Here is a 24,826-nt window from a genome sequence, read left to right on the forward strand (position 1 = left end):
GCGTCCTCCCGCCCCTGACTCCGTGAGGAGCTCTCGTGCACCGCAACGGCAGCCGCAAGGCCACCACCGGCGTCCACCAGGTTCGGCTCACCGCCTGCGCCCTGCTCGCGACGGCAACCGTCCTCGCCGGCTGCGAACGCGGCTCGGAGAGCGGGCCGGACGAGTCCACCGGGGGCCCGAGCGGCTGCCCCGCGGCCCACACCCGGGCCCAGGCCGCTGTCAGCCGCGCGGAGGAGACCGACGTCTCCTGGAACGGGCCGACCACCGGCCCTACGGCCGAGCCCGGCAAGACCATCGCCTACGTCGCCCAGACCATGACCAACCCCGGAGTCGCCGGCGCCGCGAAGGGGGTGCGGGAAGCGGCGCGGGTCATCGGCTGGAACGTCCGGGTGATCGACGGCGGGGGTACCCCGGCCGGCATCCAGGCGGCCATGAGCCAGGCCGTGGCCGTCAGGCCCTCGGGCATCGTCATCGGGGGCTTCGACCCCAACTCGACCTCGCAGCAGGTCTCGAGGGCCGACGCGGCAGGCATCCCCCTCATCGGCTGGCACGCCGTCCCGGCCCCCGGGCCCAGCCGGCGGCCCGAGCTCTTCACCAACGTCACCACCCGGGTCGAGGACGTCGCCGCCATCAGCGCCCAATGGATCATCGCCGACTCGGGCGGCCGGGCCGGCGCCGTGCTCATCACCGACGCCTCGATCCCCTTCGCCAAGAACAAGTCCGAACTGATCAGGAAAGGGCTCGCCACCTGCCCGGGCGTGAAGCTGCTGGCATACGAGAACATCCCGATCCCGGACGCGAGCAGCCGCACCCCCCAGGTGATCGCCTCTCTCCTCTCCCGCTTCCAGAACCGGTGGACCCACTCCGTCGCCATCAACGACCTCTACTTCGCCGACGCGGCACCCGCGTTCCGCGCGGCCGGGGAGAAAGGCTCCGGCCCACCGTTCAACATCGGCGCCGGCGACGGAGACCCCTCCGCCTTCCAGCGCATCAACAGCAGGCAGTACCAGGCCGCCACCGTGCCCGAGCCGCTGTCCCAGCAGGGCTGGCAGATCGTCGACGAGTTCAACCGCGCCTTCGCCGACCGGCCCGCCAGCGGATACGTGGCCCCCGTCCACATCACCACGGCCGACAACAGCGAGGGGGCAACGACCTGGGATCCATCGGGCTACCGGGAGGGATACCGGAAGATCTGGGGCAAGTAGAAGGGCATCCGCTGGGTCGGCAGAGGGCTCAGACACGAGTGAGAGGAACAGCACCCGTGAGTGAATGGCAGCTGTCCGAGACGTTCCGCAGTACGTCGGGCGGTGTCCGCTGGGGCAGCCTCGGCCAACCCGGCCAGGATCCGGTCGTGCTCCTGCACGGCACACCCTTCTCCTCGTATGTCTGGCGTGCTGTCGCCCGCGCGCTCGCCCGCCGCTACCAGGTGTTCGTGTGGGACATGCCCGGATACGGGGCATCGGAGAAGTCCGCCGGCCAGGATGTCTCCCTGGCCGCCCAGGGCAGGGTCTTCACCGAGTTGCTGGCGCACTGGGGCCTTGAGGAACCGCTGGTGGTCGCCCACGACTTCGGTGGTGCCGTGTCCTTGCGGGCGCATCTGCTGCACGGGGCCCGCTACCGTGCCCTCGCGCTGGTCGACACGATCGCGTTGGCCCCGTGGGGCTCCCCGTTCTTCCGGCTCGTCGGCGAACACTCCGCGGTCTTCGAGCAGTTGCCGCCCGCACTGCACCGCGCTCTGGTGCGCGAGTACATCAGTTCGGCCAGCAGCCCCGGTCTGCACCCGACCGTCCTCGACCGGCTCGTCCAGCCCTGGCTCGGCGACCTCGGCCAACCGGCCTTCTACCGGCAGATCGCCCAGGCCGACCAGCTCTACACCGACGAAGTGCAGGATCGCTACGGCGAGATCGGCTTCCCGACGCTGGTGTGCTGGGGCCAGGACGACACCTGGATCCCCATGGCCAGAGGACAGGAACTCGCCGCACGCATCCCAGGCGCGCGGCTCGAGCCGATCGCCGGTGCGGGCCACCTCGTCCAAGAGGACGCACCTGCCGAACTCACGGCAGCTCTAATGACCTTCCTCCAGCAATCGCACGGGGGCGGTTAGGATCAGGCGCCCGCCCCCGTCAGAGCTGGGATCTCCGTGACGGCTGGACCACACCTCCCCGAGTGCCACCGACCGGCTGGAGAGCTTCGCGGACAACGCTGCGGCCAACTCGTTCTATGTGGCGTGCGGATGGCGGCGCGGGGATCGGCTTGAGAGCGAGGGGCCGACCAAGGTCGAGTATGTCAAGAAGTGCGCCGCATGAGCGTCACTCGGGCAGGCCGAGGGCGGCGAGCCAGTCGGTCAGTAGGCGGTTGATCTCCTCGGGGCGTTCCTGCTGGATCCAGTGGCCGCAGCCGTCGAGGAGGTGGGAGGAGATCAGGCCCGGCAGTGTGACCGGGTATGCCGTGATCGCGTCGGCCAGCCATGTCGTTGATGCGTCGAGTGTGCCGCCGATGAACAGGGACGGCTGGGTGACGGGGGCGCCGTCGAAGGCGGCGAGATCCTCCCAGTCGCGGTCCATGTTCCGGTACCGGTTGAGCGCTCCGGTCAGGCCGGTCCGTTCGAACTCCCCGGCGTAGACGTCGAGGTCCTCGTCGCTGAGCCAGGCGGGCGTTCGGCCGGTGGGGAAGCGGTCGCGCAGCGTCCCGCCCCGGCTGACGAAGTGCGGATCGGGAGCGCCGGGTGCGGGCATGGTGTCGGCGGACAGGGCCGCGTAGAAGCCCGTGAGCCAGCCGCGCACATCGGGTTCGATCTCGGCCTCGGCACGGCCGGGCTCCTGGAAGTAGGAGACGTAGAACTCCTCGTCGCCGCCCAGCCGGGCGAAGGCCTCCGTGGGGCGGGGGCCGCCGCGCGGTGTGTAGGGAACGCTGAGCAGCCCCACCGCGCGGAAGACCTCCGGCCTGAGCAGGGCGGAGTTCGCGGCGATGGCCGCGCCCCAGTCGTGGCCGACGACCACCGCCGACTCCTCGCCGAGGGCATGCACCACCGCGACGTTGTCCGCCACCAGGTCGAGCATCCGGTACGCCGCCGTGTCGGCCGGCTTGGAGGAGCGGCCGTAGCCGCGGACATCGATGGCGACCGCGCGGTATCCCGCCGCCGCGAGCACGGGCAGTTGGTGGCGCCAGGAATACCAGGATTCCGGGAAGCCGTGGACGAGCAGCACCAGCGGCCCGCGCCCCTGCTCCACCACGTGAATCCGACCGGCCGGCGATGGAACCGACCGATGTGTGAGTTCCGCGACGTGCTGCTGCGACATGCGCCCTCCTCCGGGACCCTGTGCTCTGCTCCGCTGTGCGCGCTGACGGCCCCTTGCCGTCGTTCCGATGCCTCAACGCCGATCATGCGGAGGACCGTGCCGGGAAGACGAACGCGTTTGCCGATTCGGCAACTCTCCGGAACCGTCGGGCTGCGGTCCGAACGGCGTCGGCCGACAATGGGCAGTGGATCGCATGTCCGGCCGGCCACGACGCCGCGTCGGCGCGTCGGCCCGAGAGGAACGTGCTCATGCGCGCTGAGTCTTCGTCGGCCGCGCGGACCGGAGCCTTCATCGCGGTGGCGGTCGTCCTGTTCTGCATCCAGCTCGACTTCTTCGCGCTGAACCTGGCCGTCCCCGGAATCGCCGACGAATTCGGCGTCACCGCGTCGGCCGCCCAGTGGACGCTGTCCGCGTACATGCTCTCCATCGGCTGCTGCTTCATCGTGGGCGGCCGGGTCGGCGACGTCTTCGGACGCCGGGGCGCCCTGCTCGCCGGTACGGCGCTGTTCGCGGCCGGGTCGGTCGGCTGCGCGCTGGCGCCGGGGCTCTGGCTGCTCGTCGGGGCACGGATCGTGCAGGGCATCGGGGCGGGCTTCGTCTTCCCCGTGTCGGTCTCCGTGATCAGCAACGCCTTCCCGGACACGAGCCGGGCCCGTGCGCTGGGCGCGGTGTTCGGGATCGCCAACGTGGGCACGGCGCTGGGGCCGTTCGTCGGCGGAGGCTTCACCGAGGGGCCCGGCTGGCGCTGGATCTTCTGGCTCCTCGCGCCGTTGAGCGTGCTGGCACTGATCGTGGCGTACGTGTACGTCCCCGACTCCCGCGATCCGACGGCCCCACGCCAGCTCGACCTGGCCGGCTGCCTGACCATCGTGTGCGGCTTGGCGGCGCTCACGCTGGCCGTCGAACGGGGCAGCGCCTGGGGCTGGGACCACGCCCGCACGCTGATCCTGCTGACGATCGCCGCCGTGGCGGGCGCGCTGTTCCTGCGACGGGAGCGGCGCACTCCGCATCCGCTCGTCGACCTGCGGCTCTTTCGCAACACGCCGTACGTCCTGGTGACCGGTACCGGAACCGTCACCAACATGGGCTACGCCGTCACCGTCTTCGTCTCGACGCTGTACCTCCAGCAGGTACGGGGGCTGTCACCGCTCGACGCGGGCCTGGTCTTCCTGGCGCCCGCCGTGCTCGTGGCGCTCAGCGGGCCGCTCGGCGCCAGGCTGTCCGGGCACATGCGGCCGACGTCGGTGATGGCGCTGGCCGGGGCGGTCGCCGGCACGGGCATGATCGCGCTCAGCACCGTGACGGCCTGGTGGCTGTACGTCCCGGTGTTCGCCTGGTGCGGACTGGGCCTCGGCCTGGGCTGGACCTTCGCCAGCGCGGCCACCCAGCAGGTCGTGGCGCCCGAACGGGCCGGCGAGGCCTCGGGCGTGCTGCTGACGTTCCTGGTCACGCTGGGCGGCGTCGCGCTGGCGGGTGCCGCGGCCGCGATCACGGCGATGGTGCCGGAGCGCACCCCGGAGGCCGCGTACGACGCGATCCTGCGCTTCGGAGGCGGGGTGATCCTGGCGGCTTCCGTCGTCGTCATGGCCGTACGCCATCGGCTGGTGGTCCTCGGCAGGGTCCCGCCGCTCGGCTCGGGGACGCCACGTGGCGGGCGCCTGCCGTGACGGGCGGAGCGGAGCGCACACGGATCCTGCACCGGGCGGTGCGGGTGACGCTCGCCGCGTCCGCGGGCTTCTACACCTTCGTGTACGGGCTCGACGAACCGGTGCTGGCGCTGTACTCCCTGTTCGCGCCGATCTCCCTCGGTCTGCTGTCCCCGATCCCCGGGTCCGGACGGCAGCGGGCCGAGGTGATGCTGAAGGCGCTGCCCGTGGGCCTTCTGCTGGTGGCGCTGGGGACCGTGCTGGCGGTGCGGACGTGGGCGGCGGTGCTCGGCATGCTCGTCGTGGGATTCCTCCTCGCCTTCGCGGCGATCGCGGGCCCACGACCGGCCGGGGCGGCGCCGGGACTCCAGCTCTTCTACATCCTGGCCTGCTTCCCGCCGTACGAGCCCCAGACCCTGTGGCTGCGGCTGGCGGGGCTCACCTTCGGAGTGGTGGTGCTGGCGCTGTGCGAACTGCTCCTGTTGCCACAGCCGCCGACGACGACGTACCGGACGATCCTCGCCGACGCCCTGGCGACGGCGGGCGACACCATCGCCGGGCGCGGCGACCGCTCCCCGCAGGCCCTGCGGGAGACCGGTGCGCGGCTGCGGCTGTCGAACATCCCGCCCGCGGAGCGCCCCGCGGGCCCGGGCCGCGCGGCCCGCGGCCTCGCCCAGGCGGGGTCCGCCGCTCGTCGGCTCCTCGAGCAACTGGCCCATCTGACCGAGACCGGCGAATTCCGTGAACTGGTCCGGTACGGCGCCGGGGGAGGGGAAGGGGACGGGGAACGCGGCAGGGGGCGCAACGACATGGGCCGTCCCGACACGGCGTCCGGGTCTCTGCTGCCGCAGGTCGTGTCCCTGTGTGACGCGACCGTCGCGTCCCTGCGCACGGGCCGGGCCGTTCCCGGCCCGCAGCGGATGGACAAGGCCATCGACCACTTCCAGCAGATCCGCCTGCGGCAGGCGACCGGGGCCGCGGGGGAGGTACCGCCGGTGGCGGTACTGCGTCGGCAGGCGGCGCTGCTGGCCGTCGCCGAGTCGGCGCGCATCCTGGAGATCTCCGTACGGGTCGGCCTCGGCGGGCGGCGCACCCCGCCGATCGAGCCACGGGAGCTCTTCTGGTACACGGGGGCCGCCACGCCCCGGCTGTGGGTGCGCCGGATCACCGGCAACATGACGCTGCGCTCGGTCCAGTTCCAGAACGCCGTACGGATCGCCGTGGCCCTGGCCGCCGCCCGCCTCGTGGCCGGTTCGCTCGACCTGACCCACGGCTTCTGGGTGCTGCTGGCGGTGCTGACACTGAGCCGGACCACGGTCGTGGAGACCTGGAAGGCCATCCGCTGGGCCGTCACCGGCAACCTCGTGGGCGCGGTCGCGGCGGGCGCCCTGCTCATCGGCCTCGGCCGGCACACCGAGGCGTACGCGGCGATCCTGGCACCGGCCATGCTGATCGCCTTCGCGCTCGGGCCGCTGCTCGGGCTCGCCTGGGCGCAGGGACTGTTCACGCTCGTCGTGGCCACGGCGTTCGCCCAGATCGCCCCGGCGTCCTGGAGGCTGGCCGAGGCGCGGATCGTGGACGTGGTGACCGGCAGCGCCATCGGTCTGCTGTGCGCGATGCTGGCCTGGCCGGCCGGCGCCCGCACGGAGGTACGCAGAACCATGGCGGGGCTGCTGCGGGAGTGCGGCCCGCTGATCAAGGGCACGGTCGAGATGCTGGCCGCCGTGCCGCCCGGCTCGGCCCCCGCCCCGCCGACGCTGCCCGCTCTGCACCGGCTGCGCTTGGCGGAGTCCGCCTACGCCCAGTTCCGCAGCGAACCGGGGAGCAGCGCGACGGCGCGCGCCGACTGGCACGCCGTGCTGATCACGGCCCACCACGTCCTGCTCGGCGCCCAGTGGCTGCCACGCTTCGACCTGCCCACGACCGCCCTGCCCCCCGAGGACACCGAGCGGGCACGTGCAGGCGCCAACACCCTTGTCGAGACCACCGACCGGCTGGCCGCCCTGTGCGGCGGCGACCGTCCGCAGCGGCCCGGAACAGAGCAGGTGTCCTCGCAACCGCGGCCGGGGACAGGGGCGATGTCCCCGGAGCCGACCGGGCGGGCACTGCCCGCGCTGGTCGACCTCGACCTGTGGCTGCGCAGCCTCGCTTGCCAGCTCGCCCGTATCGAGGCGGGGCTTCCCGAGGCGCTCCGAGGGGCGGTACGCGGTACGCCGGCCACCGGCACCGCAGGCTCGGTGTCCGGCCCCGCAGACCCGGGAAGGTAGGGCGCGCCGTGTCCGATCGGAACCCACGCTCCGAGCTTCGACCTCCCTCCGCGCGAGGGTGGGTGTGGTGGCTGCCGTTGGCGGCGGTGCTCGTCGATGTGGCGGCCGAACTGATCGTCAGAGGCCGCGAACCGGTGAGCTTCATGCTGATCGCGGTACCGCCGCTCGCCGCAGCGACCCGCGGCCCGCGCGGCACCGCGATGTCGACGGTGGTCTGTCTGGGGTTGCAGATGTGGATGGCGGCCCGACGTCCGGGGCATTTCGACGAGCAGCACCATGTCGCGATGTATGTCGCCACGGCCCTGATCGGTATCGCGAGTGTCGCGCTGGCGTCGCAGCGGGAGCGGACCCGGCAGCATCTGATCCGGGCCAACTCGGTCGCCGAGGCCATGCAGCGGACCCTGCTGCGCCCCGTACCGCGCAAGCTCGGCCCCGTACGCGCCGCCGGGTTCTACGAGGCCGGGGAGGGCGGCACGCTCGTCGGCGGGGATCTGTACGACGTGTGCGAGACCCCCTTCGGGGTGCGGGCGATCATCGGCGACGTCCGCGGCAAAGGGCTGGACGCGGTGCAGACGGTCGCGGCGGTGCTGGGCAGTTTCCGGGTGTCGGCCCACGAGTGGCAGAGCCTGAGCGCGCTGGCCGGGCGACTGGAGCTCAGCATCGCCCACAACAGCCCGGCCGGCGACGACGGCGACCCCGAGCTGTTCGTGACCGCGCTGGTACTGGAGTTCCCGCCGCACGGCGGCGAGGTCCGGATCGTCGACCGCGGCCACCCCACGCCGCTGGTGGTAGGCCCGCAGGGCAGCCGGCTGCTGGTCACGGCGCCCGGCCTGCCCCTGGGGCTCGGCACCCTGGCGCCGGACGGGGAGGACACGACGGTGCACCGGCTCGATCCGTCGGAGGTGCTGGTCGTGCACACGGACGGGGTGAGCGAGGCACGGGACGCGGACGGTGTCTTCTATCCGGTCCTGGAGCGGCTCGGTGAACGCTTCTGCGGCGCATGCGCCCCCGACCCGGAGACGGTCGTGTCCTTCGTGCGGACCGACTCGGAACGCTGGTCCACGCAGTCCGACGAGGACGACCGGGCCGTCCTCGCGCTTGCCGTGGACACCGTGTCACCCGGCCGGAAACGGCTGGCGTCGGGTCAGCGTTGACCCAACGGAGGTTCGAACGTGATGCCCAGGTGCCGGCGAAGACCCTCCCGCTGCTCGGAGGAGGCAAGGACCATGATGTCGTCGTCGAGTTGTGGGCCCTCCTGCGCGACGCAGCGGAATTCCCAGGGGTCGTCGTGGTGGCTGAGCGCTTCGATCGCCTGCCGTGCTGATCCCATGTCGAGGTAGTCGTTCGACTCCTGCTCGACGCCGAACGAGAGCGGCTTGCCGTTGCATTCGAAGTGCATCGTCCCCAGGCCGCAGTCCTCGTCGTCCGGGTTGCTTTTCGCGAAGCGGTAGTTGGAGACGGTGACTCTGCCTCCGGTGAGGGCCGCGGCCTCGTTCAGGAGCCATTCGTAGTGCGCGTCGGCGAAGTCGACGTCATCGGAGTGGATGGAAACAGCCACCTCGAAGGACTCGAGGGCACCGGCGACTTCATGGCCTCGCTCGATCGGCTCGTTCGCGTACTCGGCGAACTCGTCCAGGACCCGCCCAGCCATCTCCTCGGAAATCATCCCGAGGCCCGTGAGAACTTCGGCAATCCGCGCGTAGGTTATCGATCGGCTGTTCGTCATGGGGGGCATCCTGTCAGTCGGCTGTGGCCGTCCGCACAACGACACGGGCGGCAACAGCCGATGGCGGCCCAAGAAACGAACTCGTATTCCCTGCGCTTCGCTGCCTACGGCGCAAGGGCGAGGCGCGGGATGAGGTGTTCGGCGTTGCCGCGGTTGATGGCGTGCAACTGGCCGGGATTCCAGGAGGGATAGGTGTCGAGTGCCGTGTCGAAGCCGGTGCTCCAGTCCTCGGGCAGCATGGGGTAGTCGCTGCCGTACAGGATGTGGCCGGGGGCGGCGAAGGCGAGCAGACAGGGGAGGGTGGCGAGGCCGGGGGAGATGGCGGTGTCGAAGTAGAAGCGGCGCAGATCGGCGACGAAGTCCTCGGGGGTCGCGGGAACTTGAGGGACTGTGTCCGGGGTGTGAGGGAGAAGCGCCGCGAGGGCGAAGCGGGAGGCGGCGTACGGCAGGAAGCCGCCCGCGTGGGGAAGGATCACCTTAACCCGGGGGTACCGGCGCAGTACGCCGCGCACGGTCATGTGCAGGGCGGCGCGGGTGGTGTCATAGGGGAAGTCCGCCAGCGGAGGGGGGACTTGCGGCAAGGGAGCGCCCGGGGGCGCCGTCGGGTGGACGAGGACGACGGCGGAGCGGGCATCGAGTTCGGCCCACAACGGCTCGAACGCCTCCTCGCCCGGGTAGCGGCCGTGGGCGTTGGACAGGATCATGACTCCGTCGGCGTTCAATTCGTCCAGGGAGTGTGCTGCCTCGGCGAGCGCGCCGTCGACGTCGGGCAGCGGGAGGGCGGCGAAGTGGCCGAATCGGTCGGGCCGGTTCTTGACCAGCTCGGCCGTGTACTCGTTGACGCTGCGGGCCGTCTCGCGTGCTGCGGCGGGGTCGTCCGGGCCGGCGAGCGGCGCGGCGTAGGACAGCACCGCGGTGTCGATCGAACGCCGGTCCATCATGGCGATCGCGCTCTGCTCGTCCCACGCCGGTGCGGGCCAGCTGACAGCCGCGGCACGGGCGGCGATGGCGCGGCTGTGGGCGGGCGGGATGACGTGCTGGTGGACGTCGATACGCTGCGTGTCGGGCCGTACGGAATGTGTACGTTGCGGGTCTGCCATGCCGGTCAGGCCTCCTCGCATGCCGCATCTCGACATCTCGGCACAATTGGATGCTATCCGGGCATGTCCATTCCCTCTATCGGAGGGGCGGCGGGCCCTCTTTGCGGACGGTGCCGGAGCCGGGGTCCGTAGGGCCCATACGGCCGTACGGACCCCGGCTGAATCGCTGAATCCCCACTCCCGTTGTCAGGCGCTCTGTTGCAGCCTGCGCAACGACGCGACGAGCTGGTCCACCTCCTCGAACGTGTTGTAGAGCGCGAGTGAGGCGCGCGCCGCCGACTCCAACCCGTAGTGGGCGAGGGCTGGTTGGGCGCAGTGGTGACCGGCGCGGATCTCGATGCCCTCGCGGTCGAGCCAGTCGGCGACGGTGGCAGGGTCCTGCCCCGCGAGCGTGAAGGTGAGCACCGCGATCCGGTGGGGTGACGAGCCGATCAGCTCAAGCCCGGGCACCGTGGCCAGGACCTGGACCGCATACGACATCAGCCCTTCCTCGTATGCAGCGACCGCCTCGCGATCGAGGGACGTCAGCCAGTTCACGGCGGCGAGCAGTCCGATGACTCCGGAGATGTGTCCGGTACCGGCCTCCAGTCTGTGCGGGGCGGCAGCGAAGGTGGTCCTGGCGAAGTCCACGGACTCGATCATGTTGCCGCCGCCCTGCCACGGAGCCATGTCGGCGAGGAGGTCCGGCTTCGTGTACAGGACGCCGATGCCGGTCGGTGCGAACAGCTTGTGGCCCGAGAACGCGTAGAAGTCCGCGTTCAAGTCCTGTACGTCGACCGGGAAATGAGCGACGGCCTGGGCGCCGTCCACCAGGACCCTGGCGCCGTAGCGGTGGGCGAGTGCCGTCATCTCCTTGACGGGTGGGACGGTGCCCAGGACGTTCGAGGCGTGGCTGATCGCGACGAGCTGGGTGCGCGCGGAGAGCAGATCGGCGTACGCGTCCTGGTCGATCTCCCCGGCCGGCGTGAGCGGGACCGGTACGAGCCTGGCCCGGGTCTCCTTGGCGATCATCTGCCACGGCACGATGTCCGAGTGATGTTCGAGGACGGGCACCAGGATGTCGTCCCCGGGCCCGAGGTTGGCCCTGCCCCACGTCTGCGCCACGAGGTTGACGGCCTCCGTGGTGCCGCGCACGAAGACGACGCCGTCCGGGCTCGGGGCGCCGAGGAAGTCGGCGACGGCCGCCCGCCCCTCCTCGTACGCCTCGGTTGCCTCCCGGGCCATGGTGTGGGCTCCGCGGTGGATGTTGGAGTTGGCGGCGCCGTAGTACGCGGTGAGCGCTTCGATGACCTGACGCGGCTTCTGCGTGGTGGCGGCGTTGTCGAGCCAGACGAGGGGGTGGCCGTTGACGGTCCGGTGCAGGATCGGGAAGTCCTTGCGCACCGACTCGGCGGTGAACCCGCCCGGTTGGCGCAGCTGCACGGAGGGATCGGCCGGTGGCACCGCTGTCGGCGTCGACCACGCCGTGACGTCAGGCGTAGTCATGGTACTTGGACACCTCGACGTTCTGGAGTACGGCGATGGCGTCGTCGACCAGCACGGCGGTGTTGAAGTAGGCCGTCATCAGGTGGGACGTGATGCCCTTCTGGTCCATGCCCATGTTCCGCATGGACAGGCCGGGTTCGACCTCGTCCGGCACGGCCGCGGGGCGCAGCCCCACCACGCCCTGCTCGGCCTCGCCGATCCGCATCAGCAGGATCTCGGTGGTGCCGACGGCATCGCCCGAGCCACCCGGGCAGGGCACCTTGTCGGAGGGCAGGAGCGGCACGCCCCGCCAGGTCAGCAGCGGGCTGCCGAACCTGCTGTCCGTCACCGGGGGCACCCCCCGCCGCGTACATTCGCGCCCGAACGCGGCGATCGCCCTGGGGTGGGCGATGAAGTAGGCCGGCTGCTTCCACACCTTCGTGAGCAGCTCGTCCAGGTCGTCGGGGGTGGGAGCGCCGGTGCGCGCCTGCACGCGCTGACCGGCCGGGACGTTGTGGAAGAGCCCGAAGTCGGGGTGGTTGAGCATCAGGTTCTCCTGCCGTTCGCGCAGGGCCTGGATGGTCAGGTTGGCCTGGGTCCGGGTCTGGTCCATCGGCCCGTTGTAGAGGTCGGCGACGCGGGAGTGCACCATCATCCGGGTCTGGGCGAGCGTCATGTGGTACTCGCGAGGCGCGTCCTCGTAGTCGACGTAGGTGCCCGGCAGGTCGACCTCGCCCACATGACCGCCGCTCAGATCGATGGGCGCCTCGCTGCCGGGTGCCGGCATGTCGCCCGCCGCGTACGACTCGACCGCCCCGCGCAGCGCCTCGTCGCGCTCCATGAGCCCGGCCAGGGCGGAACGATCGGCTCGCAGGGCGACACCGGCGGTGACGGCTTTGACGGCGTACGGCATGGGCTCGCGCCTGGTCCACGCGTCCAGGTCGAAGTACTGCCCGTCGCCGATGACCTGGATCAGCGCCTCGTCGCCGTATCGCCCGGCGGCCCGCTTCTCGGCGCGCCCCCGGACGATCACCCAGAGATGCTCGGCGGTGTCGCCCTCCTGAACGAGGACCTGCCCGGCCTCGAAGCTCATCTCGCTGAAGGCGTCGGCCAGTTGGTCGACTGTCGCGTCGTCGGACTCGCGCAGATACGAGATCTCGCGTAAGTCGCCGGGGATGACGCGAGGACTTCCCGTGTCGGTGTGGGTGCTGATGCGGTCGTCGCCCAGGACGTAGGTGCGGCGTCGGTTGACGCGGTAGACACCCGATTCGACATCGACCCAAGGAAGGGCGCGCAGGAGATAGCGCGGGGTGATACCGCGCATCTGGGGTGTCGTCTTGGTGGTCGTCGCGAGTTGCCGGGCGGCCTCGGGGCTGAGGCTCATGCGATCGGTCGTCACAGGGGTCTCCTCGACTGGGTTGCTCCGGGATCGGTTCCCTACGAGCGAGGCCGATCGTGCAGGCGGCAACCGGCTCCCACAAGACGCGTAGGACACGTTCGGGCAGGGCCCGGGCCGGAAACGCTCGACGCGGGGCGGGGCGGGCGCGCCACACCGTGGACGTCGACAGGCCGTTCCAGCAAGGGCGAGGGCCGCCGGGACGGTGCTCCGGGCGGAGCGACGACGGGTGGACTGACGCTCCGTCAAATCGGCTGCAGACGACCAGATTTGGCCCCGTATCACAGCTTTTGGATTCTTAAAGGAGTGCTTATATGACCCCTCGTCGAGCCGTATTTATCTGAATCCGCAATTACTCGGACACTCGGACACTCGGATGCTCGGACAGTCGGATGCTCGGAGCCTTGGGGCAGCAGGCCGGGCCTGCGTCAGGGAGCGGCGTCGAGATCCACTTCGAGGTCCTCGGTCTCGGTCCAGAAGCTGTCGTCCGCGTCCCGGAGCCGAGCGGCGGCGTGTTTCATGTGGCGGCGCGCGGCGGCGTGTGCGGCTCGGGCGTCGCCGGCTTCGATGGCGTCGAGGATGGCGTGGTGTTCTTCCCGGACCGCTTCGATGAAGTCGTTCCGGCGTGCCTCGTTCGCGCGGGTGATGCGGATACCGCTGCGCAGCACGTCACCCAGGTACCGCACCGTTGAGACCATGACCGTGTTTCCGGTCGACTCGGCGATGGACCGGTGGAAGGCGAGGTCCTCGTCCACGCCGTCGCCGCCGGCCGCGACCGCCGAGTCGATCGCGTCCAGAGCCTGACGCATCCGCGCGATGTCGCGGGGCGTGGCCCGGGTGGCTGCGAGATAGGCCGCCTCGCCCTCCATGGCGCGGCGTACCTCCACGATCTGCAGCACCTTTGCCTTGGTGTCGGCGGCCTCGGCCTCGAGGTCGAGCGGGCGCGTACGCCGGGGCAGGACGAACACGCCGATACCTTGGCGCGGTTCGATCAGGCCCGCGTTGCGGAGCCTGGAGAGGGCCTCGCGCACCACCGTGCGACTGACACCCAGTTGCTTGACCAGCTCCACCTCGGTCGGCAGCCGGTCGCCCTCGGCCAGTCGCCCCGACTCGATCTCCTCCGAGAGCGTCGAGGCGACCTGATCCGCAAGCCGGACGGGACCGGGCACCTTGGAAAACATGGTCTTCAGTCTATAGACCCGTGTCCGGCTGTCCTGCTGCGAGCGGCGGCCCGGCCAGGACCGCCGCTGGGTGGTCGGCGAGGTAGTCCCGTACCACCGATTCGAAGCTCGGGTCGGACTCCAGCCCGAGTGCGGCGGCGCGTGTGTTGTCGAAGACGGAGGGCCACGAGCCCACGATGGCTTCGATGTCACGGTCGGGCGTGATCGTCACCAGATCGGCCACGGCGTCGCCCGCCACCTGGCGCAGCGTGGCCAGCATCTCGGCGACCGAGACCGTGAGTGCCGGCAGATTGACCGGCAGCCTGCCGTCGAGCCGTCCCCGCCCCGTGCCGCGTTCGACTTCCGCGATGCGCAGGATCGCCTCGACCGTGCGTCGTGGCGAGGCCAGGGCCACCCGTAGGTCGGGGCGTACGGGGCAGATCGCCGGGAGGCCCGCGAGCGGCTCGCGGATGATGCCGGACAGGAAGCCGGAGGCGGCCGCGTTCGGCTTGCCGGGTCGCACCGAGACGGTCATCAGACGGGCGACGCGTCCGTCGACGAAACCCCGGCGGGTGTAGTCCGCGACCAACTGCTCGCAGACGAGTTTCTGGATCCCGTAGCTCGATCGTGGCGTGGGCAGGGTCGACTCGCTGACCACGGACGGGAGGGGCAGCGCCGGGTCGGAACCGTAGACCGCCACGCTGCTGGAGAACACCACGCGCGGCGTCGGTCCACCGGCGGCCGACTGTGCCCGGGCGGCTTCGAGGAGGGCGCGGGTGGTGTCCAGGTTGGCGCTCATGCCGAGGTCGAAGTCGGCCTCGCACTCGGCCGAGACGGCGGCGGCGAGGTGGATCAGCACGTCCACCGGCTCCGCGAACACCTCGTCGAGGCGGTCGATCAGGTCGCCCTGCACGATCTCCACGAGCGGGTCGGACGCCGTCTGCGACTCGGCCGGGACGAACCGGTCGGCGAGCACCAGGCGGTCGATCGGCGCACCACGGAACGTCCGCGTCGCGAGCAGCGTGCCGGTGAGCTGTCGTCCCAGGAAGCCGAAGCCACCCGTGATGACGATCCTCATGCGTTGTCTCCTCGGTAGTCGTCCAGCCAGCCGAGACCCTCGCTCGTGCCGGCGCGGGGGTTGTACTCGCAGCCGATCCACCCGTCGAATCCCAGGTCGTCGACGACGCCGAACAGGTGGCCCACGCTGAGCTCGCCGCGGTCGGGCTCGTGGCGGTCGGGTACGCCCGCGATCTGCAGATGACCGACCCGGCCGGTCGGCAGGTCGCGCCGCAGGGTCGTGGTCAGGTCGCCCTCGACGATCTGGCAGTGGTAGAGGTCCAGCTGCACCTTGAGATTCGGGGCTCCCACGTCCCGCACCACCGTGTGGGCCTGCGCCTGCCGGGACAGGAAGTAGCCCGGCATATCGCGGCCGTTGATCGGCTCGACCAGAATGTCGACGCCCACCGCGACGGCTCGCTCGGCGGCCCAGGCGAGGTTGGCCAGGTAGGTGTCACGGTGCTCGGCCAGTTCCTTCGGCGTCACGTCCGGCCGTACGAGCCCGGCCATCACATGCACCCGCGGGCAGTCCAGCGCGGCGGCGTACTCCAGTGCCCGGGCGATCCCGGAGCGCGTCTCCGCCTCGCGGCCGGGCAGCGCAGCCGTCCCGCGTTCTCCGGACTCCCACGCCCCGGGAGGCGCGTTGAAGAGCACCTGCCCGAGGCCGTGGTCGTCGAGTCGTTGGCGCAGTTTGGTGGCGTCGTAGGCGTAGGGGAAGAGGTACTCGACGGCGGTGAAGCCGTCGGCCGAGGCCGCGGCGAAGCGGTCGAGGAAGTCGTGCTCGGTGTACATCATGGACAGGTTCGCTGCGAACCTCGGCATGCTGGCTCCTGGGTGGGGACCGGGAGGGCCCGGTCAGCGGTTGACGACCTGCTTGTTGGTGGTGAGCACCGCGGCGGCGCCCACGACGAGGCTGAGCGCCAGGACGTACATCGGCAGCGATGTCGAGCCGGTGGCGTCCTTCAGTGCGCCGATCATGTAGGGACTGACGAAGCCGGCGAGGTTGCCCACCGAGTTGATCGCGGCGAGACCGACCGCGGCGGCGGTGCCGCCGAGGAACGCGGTGGGCAGTGACCAGAACAGCGGCGCGCAGGTCAGCACCCCGGCCGCGGCGAAGGACAGCGCGGCCAGGGACAGCACGGTGGACCCGGCCCAGCCGGCCGCCAGCGAGAAGCCGACGGCGCCCATGAGACTGGGCACGACCAGGTGCCAGCGTCGCTCGCGGCGCTTGTCCGCCGAACGTCCGAACAGGTTCATCGTGACGAGCGCAGCCAGGAACGGCACGGCGCTGAGCACGCCGATCGCGAGGTTGCCCTCGATTCCGGTGGACTCGATGAACGTGGGCATCCAGAAGGTCAGGGCGTACTGGCCCATCACGAAGCAGAAGTAGATGAGGCACATCAGCCACACCTTGGGCTCACGGAAGGCGTCCCAGACCCGGCCGTGCACGGTCTGGTGCGCGGCGTCCTCGGCGATCGCCCGCTCGACAACGGCCTTCTCCTCGTCGGTGAGCCACTTCGCGGCGCGCACACTGTTGTCCAGGTAGAACAGGGTGGCCACACCGATGAGGACGGCGGGGATCGCCTCCAGCAGGAACATCCACTGCCAGCCCTGCCAGCCGCTCACACCCTGGAACCGGTCCATGATCCAGCCGGAGAGCGGATTGCCGAAGATGCCGGCCACCGGGATCGCCGACATGAAGAGTGCGATCACCCGGGCACGACGGTGGGACGGGAACCAGTAGGTGCAGTACAGGATCACCCCCGGGTAGAACCCCGCCTCCGCGGCGCCGAGGAGGAAGCGGAGGACGTAGAAGGTCACCTCGTTGCTGACGAACACGAACGACGCCGAGACCAGGCCCCAGCTGATCATGATCCGGGCGATCCAGGTGCGGGCCCCGATGCGCTGCAGCATCAGGTTCGAGGGGACCTCGAAGAGGAAGTAGCCGATGAAGAACAGGCCGGCGCCGAGGCCGTACGCCGCCTCGCTGAACCCGAGGTCGTCGGACATCTGCAGCTTCGCGAAGCCGACGTTGACCCGGTCCAGGTAGGACACGACGTAGCAGAGGACGAGGAAGGGGACGATACGTCTGACGACCTTGCGGAAGACGGCGTTCTCACGGGCGACGTCGGGGATTTCGGACGCCGATATGGGCATCGACATGGCGATCCTTTGTGCGGCTCAGGGGAATTCTCTGACAGGCGGGGAGCGGGTCACCACGCGGCGTTGAACGTGGACCTCAGTTCGTCGAGCGCGTGATGGGGGAGCGGCTCGGGGCGACGGTCGGTCAGGAGCCAGAGACGTGCCGTCTCCTCGAGTTCTTCGAGGACGGCGAGGGCGGTGGCCGCGTCCGGGCCCCAGACGACGGGGCCCAGCCGGTCGAGCAGTACGGCTCTGATGGGCGTACGGTTCGCCGCGCGGTCGGCGATCTTGGCGGTCACCAGGTCGGCCACGCGCGGGTCGCCGGGCCGGTGGTAGGGGATGAGCGGGACGTGGCCGACCTTCATCACGTAGTACGGCGTGATGGGCGGCAGCACGTCGTCGTCGCTCCACACGCCGGCCAGGCTGAGCCCGACCAGGTGCGTGGAGTGGGTGTGGACGACGAACCGGGCGGTGGGGTCGGCGGCACAGATACGTCGGTGGAGCGTCAGGGTCTTGCTGGCGCGGTCACCGGCGATCTGCTCCCCACGGGAGTCGACCAGCGCGAGGCGGCCGGGTTCGAGGAACCCCAGGGCGGCGTCGGTGGGAGTGATCAGATGGCTGTCGCCGACCTTGGCGCTGATGTTGCCGGCGCTGGCATGGACGTAGCCCCGGGCGAACAGGCTCGTGCCCACGCGGACGATCTCGTTGCGCGCCGCGTCGACGGCCACGTCGTGTACTGCCTCTGCCTCCGTGGCGTCCCGGTGCTGGGTCATCCGGCCTCCTCGTCCAGGAGGGCGAACGAGGACGTGAAGAAGTCGGGGCCGCCGAAGTTGCCGGACTTGAGCGTGATGTGAAGCGTCTCTCCGCCGGGAAGGGCCGCCGCGCACCATGGCACACCGGGATCGATCTGCGGCCCGATCCGGAGCCCGGTGATACCGAGCGCCTGGACGACCGCACCCGAGGTCTCACCGCCAGCTACGACCAGTCGGCGGACACCCCGTTCCACGAGTCCCTGTGCGACGCGGGCCAGCGTCCGCTCCACGAGCTCACCGGCTTCGGCGGCTCCGAGCCGGCCCTGGACGGTGCGAACGGTGTCGGCCGACTCGGTGGAGTAGACGAGGACCGGCCCGTCGTCCAGGTGCGACTCGGCGAAGGACAGGGCCTGCCCGACCACGTCCTCACCGGCCGCCACGCGCAACGGATCCACGCTGAACGCGGGTTGGGCACTGCGCAGGTACTGAAGGACCTGACGGTTGGTGGCCACGGAGACCGATCCCGAGACGATGGCCCGGTGGCCGCCTGGCGGCGGCAACTGCGCGGCGGCGGGGGAGGGCTTGAACCCCCAGTTCGCGGGCAGACCGATGGCCAGCCCCGAGCCGGCGGTCACCAGGGGCAGCCCCTTGACCGCCGCGCCCAGGCGCACGAGGTCGTCGTTGGAGAAGGCGTCGGCGACGGCGATCCCGACGCCGTCTTCGCGCAGGGCGTCGATGCGGGCCTTGATCGCCTCGGGCCCGCCGGCGACGACCGTGTGATCGACGAGGCCGACTGCTCGCGTGGTCTGCGCGCCGAGGACGGAGACCAGGTTGGAGTCGGTCATCGGGGTGAGCGGGTGGTGGCGCATGCCGCTGTCGCTGAGCAGCACGTCGCCGACGAAGAGGTGGCCCTTGAAGACCGTGCGCCCGTTGTCGGGGAACGCGGGCGTCGCGATCGTGAAGTCGGTGCCCAGAGCGTCCATCAGCGCCTCGGTCACCGGCCCGATGTTGCCGGCCGGTGTCGAATCGAAGGTGGAGCAGTACTTGAAGTAGATCTGCTCGACGCCCATGGAGCGCAACCAGGCGAGGGCCCGGAGGGACGCTTCGACGGCGTCGGCGGCCGGGACGGTCCGCGACTTGAGGGCGATGACCACCGCGTCCGCGTCCACCGCCTGTTCGGAGTCGGCCGACTGCTCGGAGTCGACCGACGGCACGTCGATCAGCTGGACCACGCGCATGCCCGCGCGTACGAGGTTGTTGGCGAGGTCGGTGGCGCCGGTGAAGTCGTCGGCGATGCACCCGAGACGGATTCCCATGTCAGGCCTCCGCCGGCTTGGGCAGATCGACGCCAGGGAAGATCTTGATGACCGCGCTGTCGTCCTCGGCCCCCAGCCCGGACGCCGATGCCTGGAGGAACATCTGGTGGGCGGTGGCGGCGAGAGGGAGCGGGAACCGTTCCGGCCTGGCGGAGTCCAGCACGAGTCCCAGGTCCTTGACGAAGATGTCGACGGCGGAAAGGGGTGTGTAGTCACCGGCGATCACGTGTGCCATGCGGTTCTCGAACATCCATGAGTTGCCGGCACTGTGCGTGATGACCTCGTAGAGCGCCTCGGCGGGAACGCCGGCCTTGATGCCGAGGGCCATCGCCTCGGCGGCGGCGGCGATGTGCACGCCCGCGAGCAGCTGGTTCACGATCTTGACCTTGGAGCCGATTCCGGCGCGGTCTCCCAAGCGGTAGACGGTGCTGCTCATGGCCTCCAGTACCGGGTCGGCCACGGCGTACGCCGCCTCAGAGCCCGACGTCATCATGGTGAGCTCACCGGCCGCCGCGCGAACGGCGCCGCCGGAGAGGGGGGCGTCCAGGTAGAGCACACCCTTCTCGGCCAGGCGTCCCTCAAGGTCGGCGGACCAGTTCGGGTCGACCGTGGAGCACATCACGAAGACAGCGCCCGGGCGGAGTCGCTCGGCCGCCCCATCCGCGCCGAACAGCACGGACTCGACCTGCGCCGCATTGACCACCACGCTGACCAGGACATCGACCGCGGCTGCCAGCTCCCCGCAGGAGGCGAACGCCGTGCCGCCGCCGTGCGCGAAGTCTGCGGCCACATCCGTTCGCAGGTCGTGGACCCCGACGTCGTAGCCCGCGGTGCGCAGGCTGTGGGCCATCCCGAGGCCCATGGCCCCCAGTCCGACCACGCCTACGCGCGGCCGTTCGGGCTTGTTCTGGTCGTCCATGCCCATCCTCGTCTGTGTTGTCCCGAGCGTCGGCTCAACTCTCTCGGAGAGATCAGGTCATATGATGACCTGAGGACGCGGATTGGCGTACTGTGATGTGCGTCACATTGTCGAGACTTCGGTCGCATCGCCGGCCCAGGGCGTGAGCCCGGGGCCAGGACGACGGGAGATGTGTTCGTCGAGGCCGGATGGGCCGTCGGCTAGGGGCGCACGTAGGGCCGCGTCATGATCTCCATGTTGTGGCCGTCCGGATCGTTGAAGTACGCGCCGCGACCGCCGAACAGGCGGTTGATCTGCTCGGGTTCGGTGTGTCCGGGGTCGGCGTAGTAGGTGACCGCGACCGCTTCGAGACGGCCGATCATGTGGTCGAACTGCTCGTCAGGCACCAGAAAGGCATAGTGCTGCGACTGGATCGGCTCGTCGCGCTTCTCGTAGTAGTCGAGTGTCACGCCGTTGCCGAGGTCGACGGGTAGGAACGGCCCGAAGGGAGCGCCGACCTTCAAGCCCAGGATCACGGCCATGAACTCGGCCGACAGTTGACGGTCCCTGGCGTAGACGACGGTGTGGTTCAACTGGACGGAAGTCGTCGGCAGTTCGGATTCATACGGGTGCTGCTGTTGGTTCGGCATGTGTGGTGTGTCTCCGGGTCTTGGGATCCGCTGGGATGGGCGCCCGCATGCGGGTGCCATTCGGAAGGACTCGGAGGGGGGCGGGGCTCTTGCCCGCCGCGCGCTCACGCCGAGACCGGGAACCTCACTCGTGAATGGCCCATGGCCGACCCGGCAGTCACCCGGACGACTTTACGCGATCGGGTGCTGTCAGCGGTGCGTCAGTCCGGCGTCAGTTGCCCTCGGGAGAATCCGGGATGTCCTGACGAATGCATTCATCTGGAGGCGATATGACCAACGCGGTCACCATCACCGGCGAAGGGCAGTCTGCGGCATTCCATTCCGGTTCTTGAGCATGGTGGCCCCCACCGTCCTGCCCAGGTGTGCATCAGACGAGAGGGAATGACCGTGTCCCAGGAGACCCTCCAGCACGGCACAGCACCCGTCGCCATCCGCAGCGCCGCCTGGTATCTGCCCGAGCACACCCTGCCGATCACCGAGGTACGGACGCTAGACGAGACCGAGCGCGCCACACGCGACGGTCTGGGCATCGAGACGGTCCGGGCGGACGACCGGCTGAACTCCGTCACTCTCGCGGAACGCGCCGCGCGCCGGGCGCTCGAACAGGCGGGCATCGAGGCCCGGGACCTGGGCGCCCTGGTGATGGTGGAGTCGCGGGTCCAGGAGACGTTCCTCAGCTCCGAGGTGACCAGGCTCCAGCACCTGCTCGGCGCCGACAACGCCACCACCTTCTCGGTGGGCGGGCTCGGCTGCGTCTCGATCACGCCGGCCCTGCTGACGGCCCGAGGGCTGCTCGCCGCAGACCCTGCCCTGGACCATGTCCTCGTCGTGCACGGCAGCAAGCCGGCCGCCGCCCTGCGCTACCGCCACCCCGTCACGGTGAACGGCGACGCCGGGCAGGCACTGCTGCTCTCCCGCAGCGGGAGGACACGGGTACTCGACATCGCGCAGCTGACCAACGGGCGCTACTGGGACCTCTTCCACATCGACTACCGGGACCGCCCCACCGCTCAGTGGCGCGAACAGTGCACGGAGCCCCGCACCTACTCCTTCCGCCTGGCCATGGAGACGCGCAACCGCCTCTCCGCGATGTTGGGCGACCTGCTGCGGCGCAACGGAATCGGCCGGGGGGACGTCGCCGGCTTCGTCAGCCAGAACCTGTCCGCCGGGAGCTTCACCTTCCTCGAGGACTCCCTGGACATCGAGCTGCTGCCGGCGTGCCGGGAGAACCTCCGTCGTTACGGACACCTCGGTCCCAATGACGTCTTCCTCAATCTCCGCACGGCACTCGATCGCAAGGAGCTGGCCCCCGGCGACCTTGCCGTCCTGATCAACGTGAGCCCGGTGGCTGCCTGGAGTCTGCTGCTGGTCGAGGCAGGTTCACAGGAGGAATCGGCATGAACGACATCACCTCGGAGATCACCGGGTTTCTGAGCGCGGCTCTTCGTCGGCAGGTGGAGCCGGACGACGACTACTTCGCACAGGGCCTCGCCGACTCACTGTTCGCTCTGGAGCTGGTGACCTTCGTCGAGAGCCGCTTCGCCCTCACCGTCCAGGTCGAGGACCTGGATCTGGACAGCTTCAGGACCGCCAACCGCATCACGGAGTTCGTCCGGAGCAAGACCGGAGCGACCGAGTCGGGAGAGGCACATGGCGAGGGTTCCTGAAGGCGGCCCCGACGCTGCGACGACGGATCCGCCGCCGGTGGAGCCCGTGGAGCCCGTGGACCTGTCCCGGGTCGCGGCCGATCTGGCGGCCAACGCACATGACCGCGCTGCTCGTTGGGACCAGGACGGCGGACTGCCCGATGCGGTGCGCAAGGAGGTCGCGGCGTCGGGACTGCTCGCCGCGGACCTGCCCGCGCGGTACGGGGGCGCCGGCCTCCATCCGCTCACCCTCGGGGAGATCACCGCACGGATCGGTGCCGAGTGCAGCGCCCTGCGCGGGTTGTTGACCGTACAAGGCATGGTCGCGGCGGCGCTGCTGCGCTGGGGCACCGAGGCACAGCGGGCCGACTGGCTGCCCAGGCTGGCCGCCGGCGAGCTGACCGCCGGCTTCGCGGCGACCGAGCAGGGCGCCGGCAGCGCGCTGGGGTCGGTGGAAACCCGTATCGAGGCGTCGGGCCGGTCGGACCACCAGGAACTGGTCGTGAGCGGCCACAAGAGGTGGGTCACCTTCGGTGCGGTCGCCGACGTGCTCTTGGTTCTCGGCAAGTACGAGGGAAAGCCGGCCGCCGTGCTCGTGGACGCGGACCGCGCCGGTGTCGAGCGGGAGCCGGTGAACGGCCAGCTCGGCATGCGCGGCGCCCGGATCGCCCATCTGTCCTTCAACGGTGTGCGGGTGCCCCGGCATCAGCTCGTCGCCCCTCCCGGCCTCGGGCTCTCCCATGTCGCCGGCACCGCGCTAGACCACGGCCGGTTCACGGTCGCCTGGGGATGCGTGGGCATGGCGGAGGCATGCGTCGAGGACGCCGCCACCCACGCCGCGGTCCGTCGGCAGGGCGACATCCCCCTGGGCGACCACCAGTCGGTCCGGTCGCTGCTGGCCAGGGCGGCGGTGGACGCCGCCGGGGCTCGACAACTCGCCCGCGCGGCTGCGGAGGCACGGGCCCCGGGCCCGGGTCACGGGGTGTCGGAGACGCTCATGGCCAAGTACGCGGCGGCTTCCGCGGCGGCGGAGAGCAGCCGCGCCGCCGTACAGGTGCTCGGCTCGGCCGGCTGCGCGCCCGACAGCAGGGCGGGCCGTCACTTCCGGGACGCCAAGGTCATGGAGATCATCGAAGGAGCACAGGAAGTGTCCGAACTTCACATAGCCGAGCGGTTGTTACGCCGCTTCGGTGATGCGGCGCACGGCACGGACCGCCCCGTCGGGCCCCGACTTCCCGGAGAGTCGCCGTGACGGCGGCAGCGGGCGCGCCCACCGTCAAGTGCCTGGTCTGGGACTTGGACGACACCCTGTGGGACGGGGTGGTGCTGGAGGGCGACGATCCCGCCCCCTTCCCCTCGGCGCTGGAGACCCTGGCCGAGCTGGACCGTCGCGGCATCCTGCATGCCGCCGCCAGCCGTGGCGAACACCAGGTCACACACCGCCATCTGACGGAACGCCGACTCGCCGACTGGTTCTGCGCGACAGAGGTGGGCTGGGGAACAAAGTCCGCCGCGGTGCGCCGGATCGCGAAGGCCCTCAACATCGGTCTGGACACCATCGCGTTCGTCGACAACGACCCGGTGGAGCGGGCGGAGGTCGCGAGCGAACTCCCCATGGTCCGCTGCTACCCGGCGGAAGAGGTCGAACAGCTCCCGGAGTACCAGGAGTTCCAGCCTGAGCACGTCACCGCGGAGGCCACCGGGCGACGCCGGCTCTACCAGGCCGAATGGCAACGCCAACAGGCCGAAGAGGAGTTCACCGAAGGACGCCAGGCATTCCTCGACTCGCTCGACCTGGTCATGGAGCTGCGCCCGGCCACCGAGGCGGACCTGTCCCGGGCCAGCGAGCTGACCGTCCGCACGCACCAGCTCAACAGCACAGGACTGACCTACGACATCGACGAACTGCGCGAGTTGAGCTCCGCACCGGACCATCAGGTGCTGCTGGCCACGCTCCGTGACCGCTTCGGTGACTACGGGATCATCGGCCTGGCTGTCACCGAACTCGTCGGGCGGGACTCGGTTCTGCGGCTGATGCTGATGTCCTGCCGAGTCGCCTCGCGTGGTGCGGGGAGCGTGTTGCTGCACCATCTGATCCAGCAGGCCCTGGCGGCCGGCCGGCGCCCCGTCGCGCACTTCATCCCGACCGAGGCCAACCGGAACTTGCTGGTCACGATGCGTTTCGCCGGCTACGAGGCGACGGTGACCGACGAGAACCGCCTCGTGCTCACCGTGGACCCGGAGCGCCCGCTGCCCAAGGCCCCCGGCCACACGCGCGTGATCGCCGGTGCGGCATGAACGGCACAGG

General features: G+C 70.4%; 22 protein-coding genes. 9 read left to right on the forward strand and 13 right to left on the reverse strand.

Annotated elements, in window-relative coordinates; all coding sequences use genetic code 11:
- Positions 1–35: 35 nt before the first annotated feature.
- Both BLU79_RS30970 and BLU79_RS30975 read left to right on the forward strand, forming a co-directional pair.
- Positions 36–1,205, forward strand: a complete 1,170-nt coding sequence (locus tag BLU79_RS30970; RefSeq protein WP_093909243.1) for a substrate-binding domain-containing protein — start codon at positions 36–38, stop codon at positions 1,203–1,205.
- Positions 1,206–1,261: 56 nt separating this feature from the next.
- Positions 1,262–2,104, forward strand: a complete 843-nt coding sequence (locus BLU79_RS30975; protein ID WP_093909244.1) for an alpha/beta fold hydrolase — start codon at positions 1,262–1,264, stop codon at positions 2,102–2,104.
- Positions 2,105–2,309: 205 nt separating this feature from the next.
- Here BLU79_RS30975 and BLU79_RS30980 read toward each other — a convergent pair whose 3' ends face one another.
- Positions 2,310–3,299 carry an alpha/beta fold hydrolase gene (locus BLU79_RS30980; RefSeq protein WP_093909245.1) on the reverse strand — a complete coding sequence of 330 codons (990 nt, stop codon included), beginning with the start codon at positions 3,297–3,299 and terminating at the stop codon, positions 2,310–2,312.
- 248 nt (positions 3,300–3,547) lie between these two features.
- Between BLU79_RS30980 and BLU79_RS30985 the strand changes: the two genes are divergently transcribed.
- From BLU79_RS30985 to BLU79_RS30995, 3 genes are read left to right on the forward strand one after another with little or no spacing between them, the layout of a single operon-like run.
- Positions 3,548–4,966: an MFS transporter gene (locus tag BLU79_RS30985; RefSeq protein ID WP_093909246.1), complete on the forward strand. Its 1,419-nt coding sequence runs from the start codon at positions 3,548–3,550 to the stop codon at positions 4,964–4,966.
- Positions 4,963–7,212, forward strand: coding sequence for an FUSC family protein (locus BLU79_RS30990; protein WP_093909247.1), 2,250 nt, complete (start codon positions 4,963–4,965; stop codon positions 7,210–7,212). The genes BLU79_RS30985 and BLU79_RS30990 overlap by 4 nt, the downstream gene beginning before the upstream one ends.
- A gap of 8 nt (positions 7,213–7,220) precedes the next feature.
- On the forward strand, positions 7,221–8,366 hold the full coding sequence (locus tag BLU79_RS30995; protein ID WP_093909248.1) for a PP2C family protein-serine/threonine phosphatase: 1,146 nt from the start codon (positions 7,221–7,223) through the stop codon (positions 8,364–8,366).
- Here the strand turns inward: BLU79_RS30995 and BLU79_RS31000 are convergent.
- From BLU79_RS31000 to BLU79_RS31055, 12 genes are all read right to left on the reverse strand, one after another.
- Positions 8,357–8,938 carry a hypothetical protein gene (locus BLU79_RS31000; protein WP_143052536.1) on the reverse strand — a complete coding sequence of 194 codons (582 nt, stop codon included), beginning with the start codon at positions 8,936–8,938 and terminating at the stop codon, positions 8,357–8,359. The two genes, BLU79_RS30995 and BLU79_RS31000, sit on opposite strands and share 10 nt — an antisense overlap.
- Before the next feature lie 104 nt (positions 8,939–9,042).
- Positions 9,043–10,038, reverse strand: a complete 996-nt coding sequence (locus BLU79_RS31005) for an amidohydrolase family protein (RefSeq protein WP_093909250.1) — start codon at positions 10,036–10,038, stop codon at positions 9,043–9,045.
- A 186-nt stretch (positions 10,039–10,224) separates the two neighbouring features.
- A complete protein-coding gene (locus tag BLU79_RS31010; RefSeq protein ID WP_093909251.1) occupies positions 10,225–11,523 on the reverse strand; it encodes a cysteine desulfurase in 1,299 nt (432 codons plus the stop codon).
- Entirely contained in the window at positions 11,510–12,886 is a 1,377-nt protein-coding gene (locus BLU79_RS31015) for a family 2B encapsulin nanocompartment shell protein (RefSeq protein ID WP_093909346.1), read from the reverse strand. Before BLU79_RS31015 ends, BLU79_RS31010 begins: the two co-directional genes overlap by 14 nt.
- A gap of 440 nt (positions 12,887–13,326) precedes the next feature.
- Complete coding sequence (locus tag BLU79_RS31020; protein WP_093909252.1) at positions 13,327–14,079, reverse strand: FadR/GntR family transcriptional regulator; 753 nt, start codon at positions 14,077–14,079, stop codon at positions 13,327–13,329.
- Between the two features lie 10 nt (positions 14,080–14,089).
- Positions 14,090–15,136 carry a D-erythronate dehydrogenase gene (gene denD / locus BLU79_RS31025; protein ID WP_093909253.1) on the reverse strand — a complete coding sequence of 349 codons (1,047 nt, stop codon included), beginning with the start codon at positions 15,134–15,136 and terminating at the stop codon, positions 14,090–14,092.
- Positions 15,133–15,936, reverse strand: coding sequence for a 2-oxo-tetronate isomerase (otnI, locus tag BLU79_RS31030; RefSeq protein ID WP_093909254.1), 804 nt, complete (start codon positions 15,934–15,936; stop codon positions 15,133–15,135). Before otnI ends, denD begins: the two co-directional genes overlap by 4 nt.
- Before the next feature lie 33 nt (positions 15,937–15,969).
- Positions 15,970–17,277, reverse strand: a complete 1,308-nt coding sequence (locus tag BLU79_RS31035) for an MFS transporter (protein ID WP_093909255.1) — start codon at positions 17,275–17,277, stop codon at positions 15,970–15,972.
- 50 nt (positions 17,278–17,327) lie between these two features.
- A complete protein-coding gene (locus BLU79_RS31040) occupies positions 17,328–18,029 on the reverse strand; it encodes a class II aldolase/adducin family protein (protein ID WP_177001246.1) in 702 nt (233 codons plus the stop codon).
- Entirely contained in the window at positions 18,026–19,324 is a 1,299-nt protein-coding gene (otnK, locus tag BLU79_RS31045) for a 3-oxo-tetronate kinase (protein WP_093909256.1), read from the reverse strand. Before otnK ends, BLU79_RS31040 begins: the two co-directional genes overlap by 4 nt.
- A 1-nt stretch (position 19,325) precedes the next feature.
- The gene (gene ltnD, locus BLU79_RS31050; protein ID WP_093909257.1) at positions 19,326–20,243 is read right to left on the reverse strand and encodes an L-threonate dehydrogenase; all 918 of its coding nucleotides are present in this window, start codon (positions 20,241–20,243) and stop codon (positions 19,326–19,328) included.
- A 200-nt stretch (positions 20,244–20,443) separates the two neighbouring features.
- Positions 20,444–20,872, reverse strand: coding sequence for a VOC family protein (locus BLU79_RS31055; protein ID WP_093909258.1), 429 nt, complete (start codon positions 20,870–20,872; stop codon positions 20,444–20,446).
- Positions 20,873–21,253: 381 nt separating this feature from the next.
- On the opposite strand from BLU79_RS31055, the gene BLU79_RS31060 reads away from it, so the two are divergent.
- Genes BLU79_RS31060 through BLU79_RS31075 form a run of 4 tightly spaced genes read left to right on the forward strand, consistent with a single transcriptional unit; the run spans position 21,254 to position 24,816 of the window.
- Positions 21,254–22,273, forward strand: coding sequence for a 3-oxoacyl-ACP synthase (locus tag BLU79_RS31060; protein WP_093909259.1), 1,020 nt, complete (start codon positions 21,254–21,256; stop codon positions 22,271–22,273).
- Positions 22,270–22,539: an acyl carrier protein gene (locus tag BLU79_RS31065; protein ID WP_093909260.1), complete on the forward strand. Its 270-nt coding sequence runs from the start codon at positions 22,270–22,272 to the stop codon at positions 22,537–22,539. The genes BLU79_RS31060 and BLU79_RS31065 overlap by 4 nt, the downstream gene beginning before the upstream one ends.
- Entirely contained in the window at positions 22,523–23,770 is a 1,248-nt protein-coding gene (locus BLU79_RS31070) for an acyl-CoA dehydrogenase family protein (RefSeq protein ID WP_093909261.1), read from the forward strand. Before BLU79_RS31065 ends, BLU79_RS31070 begins: the two co-directional genes overlap by 17 nt.
- Positions 23,767–24,816: an HAD-IIIC family phosphatase gene (locus BLU79_RS31075; RefSeq protein WP_093909262.1), complete on the forward strand. Its 1,050-nt coding sequence runs from the start codon at positions 23,767–23,769 to the stop codon at positions 24,814–24,816. Before BLU79_RS31070 ends, BLU79_RS31075 begins: the two co-directional genes overlap by 4 nt.
- Positions 24,817–24,826: the final 10 nt, after the last annotated feature.

It is taken from the genome of Streptomyces sp. cf386 (genome assembly GCF_900103585.1).
Taxonomy (GTDB): domain Bacteria; phylum Actinomycetota; class Actinomycetes; order Streptomycetales; family Streptomycetaceae; genus Streptomyces.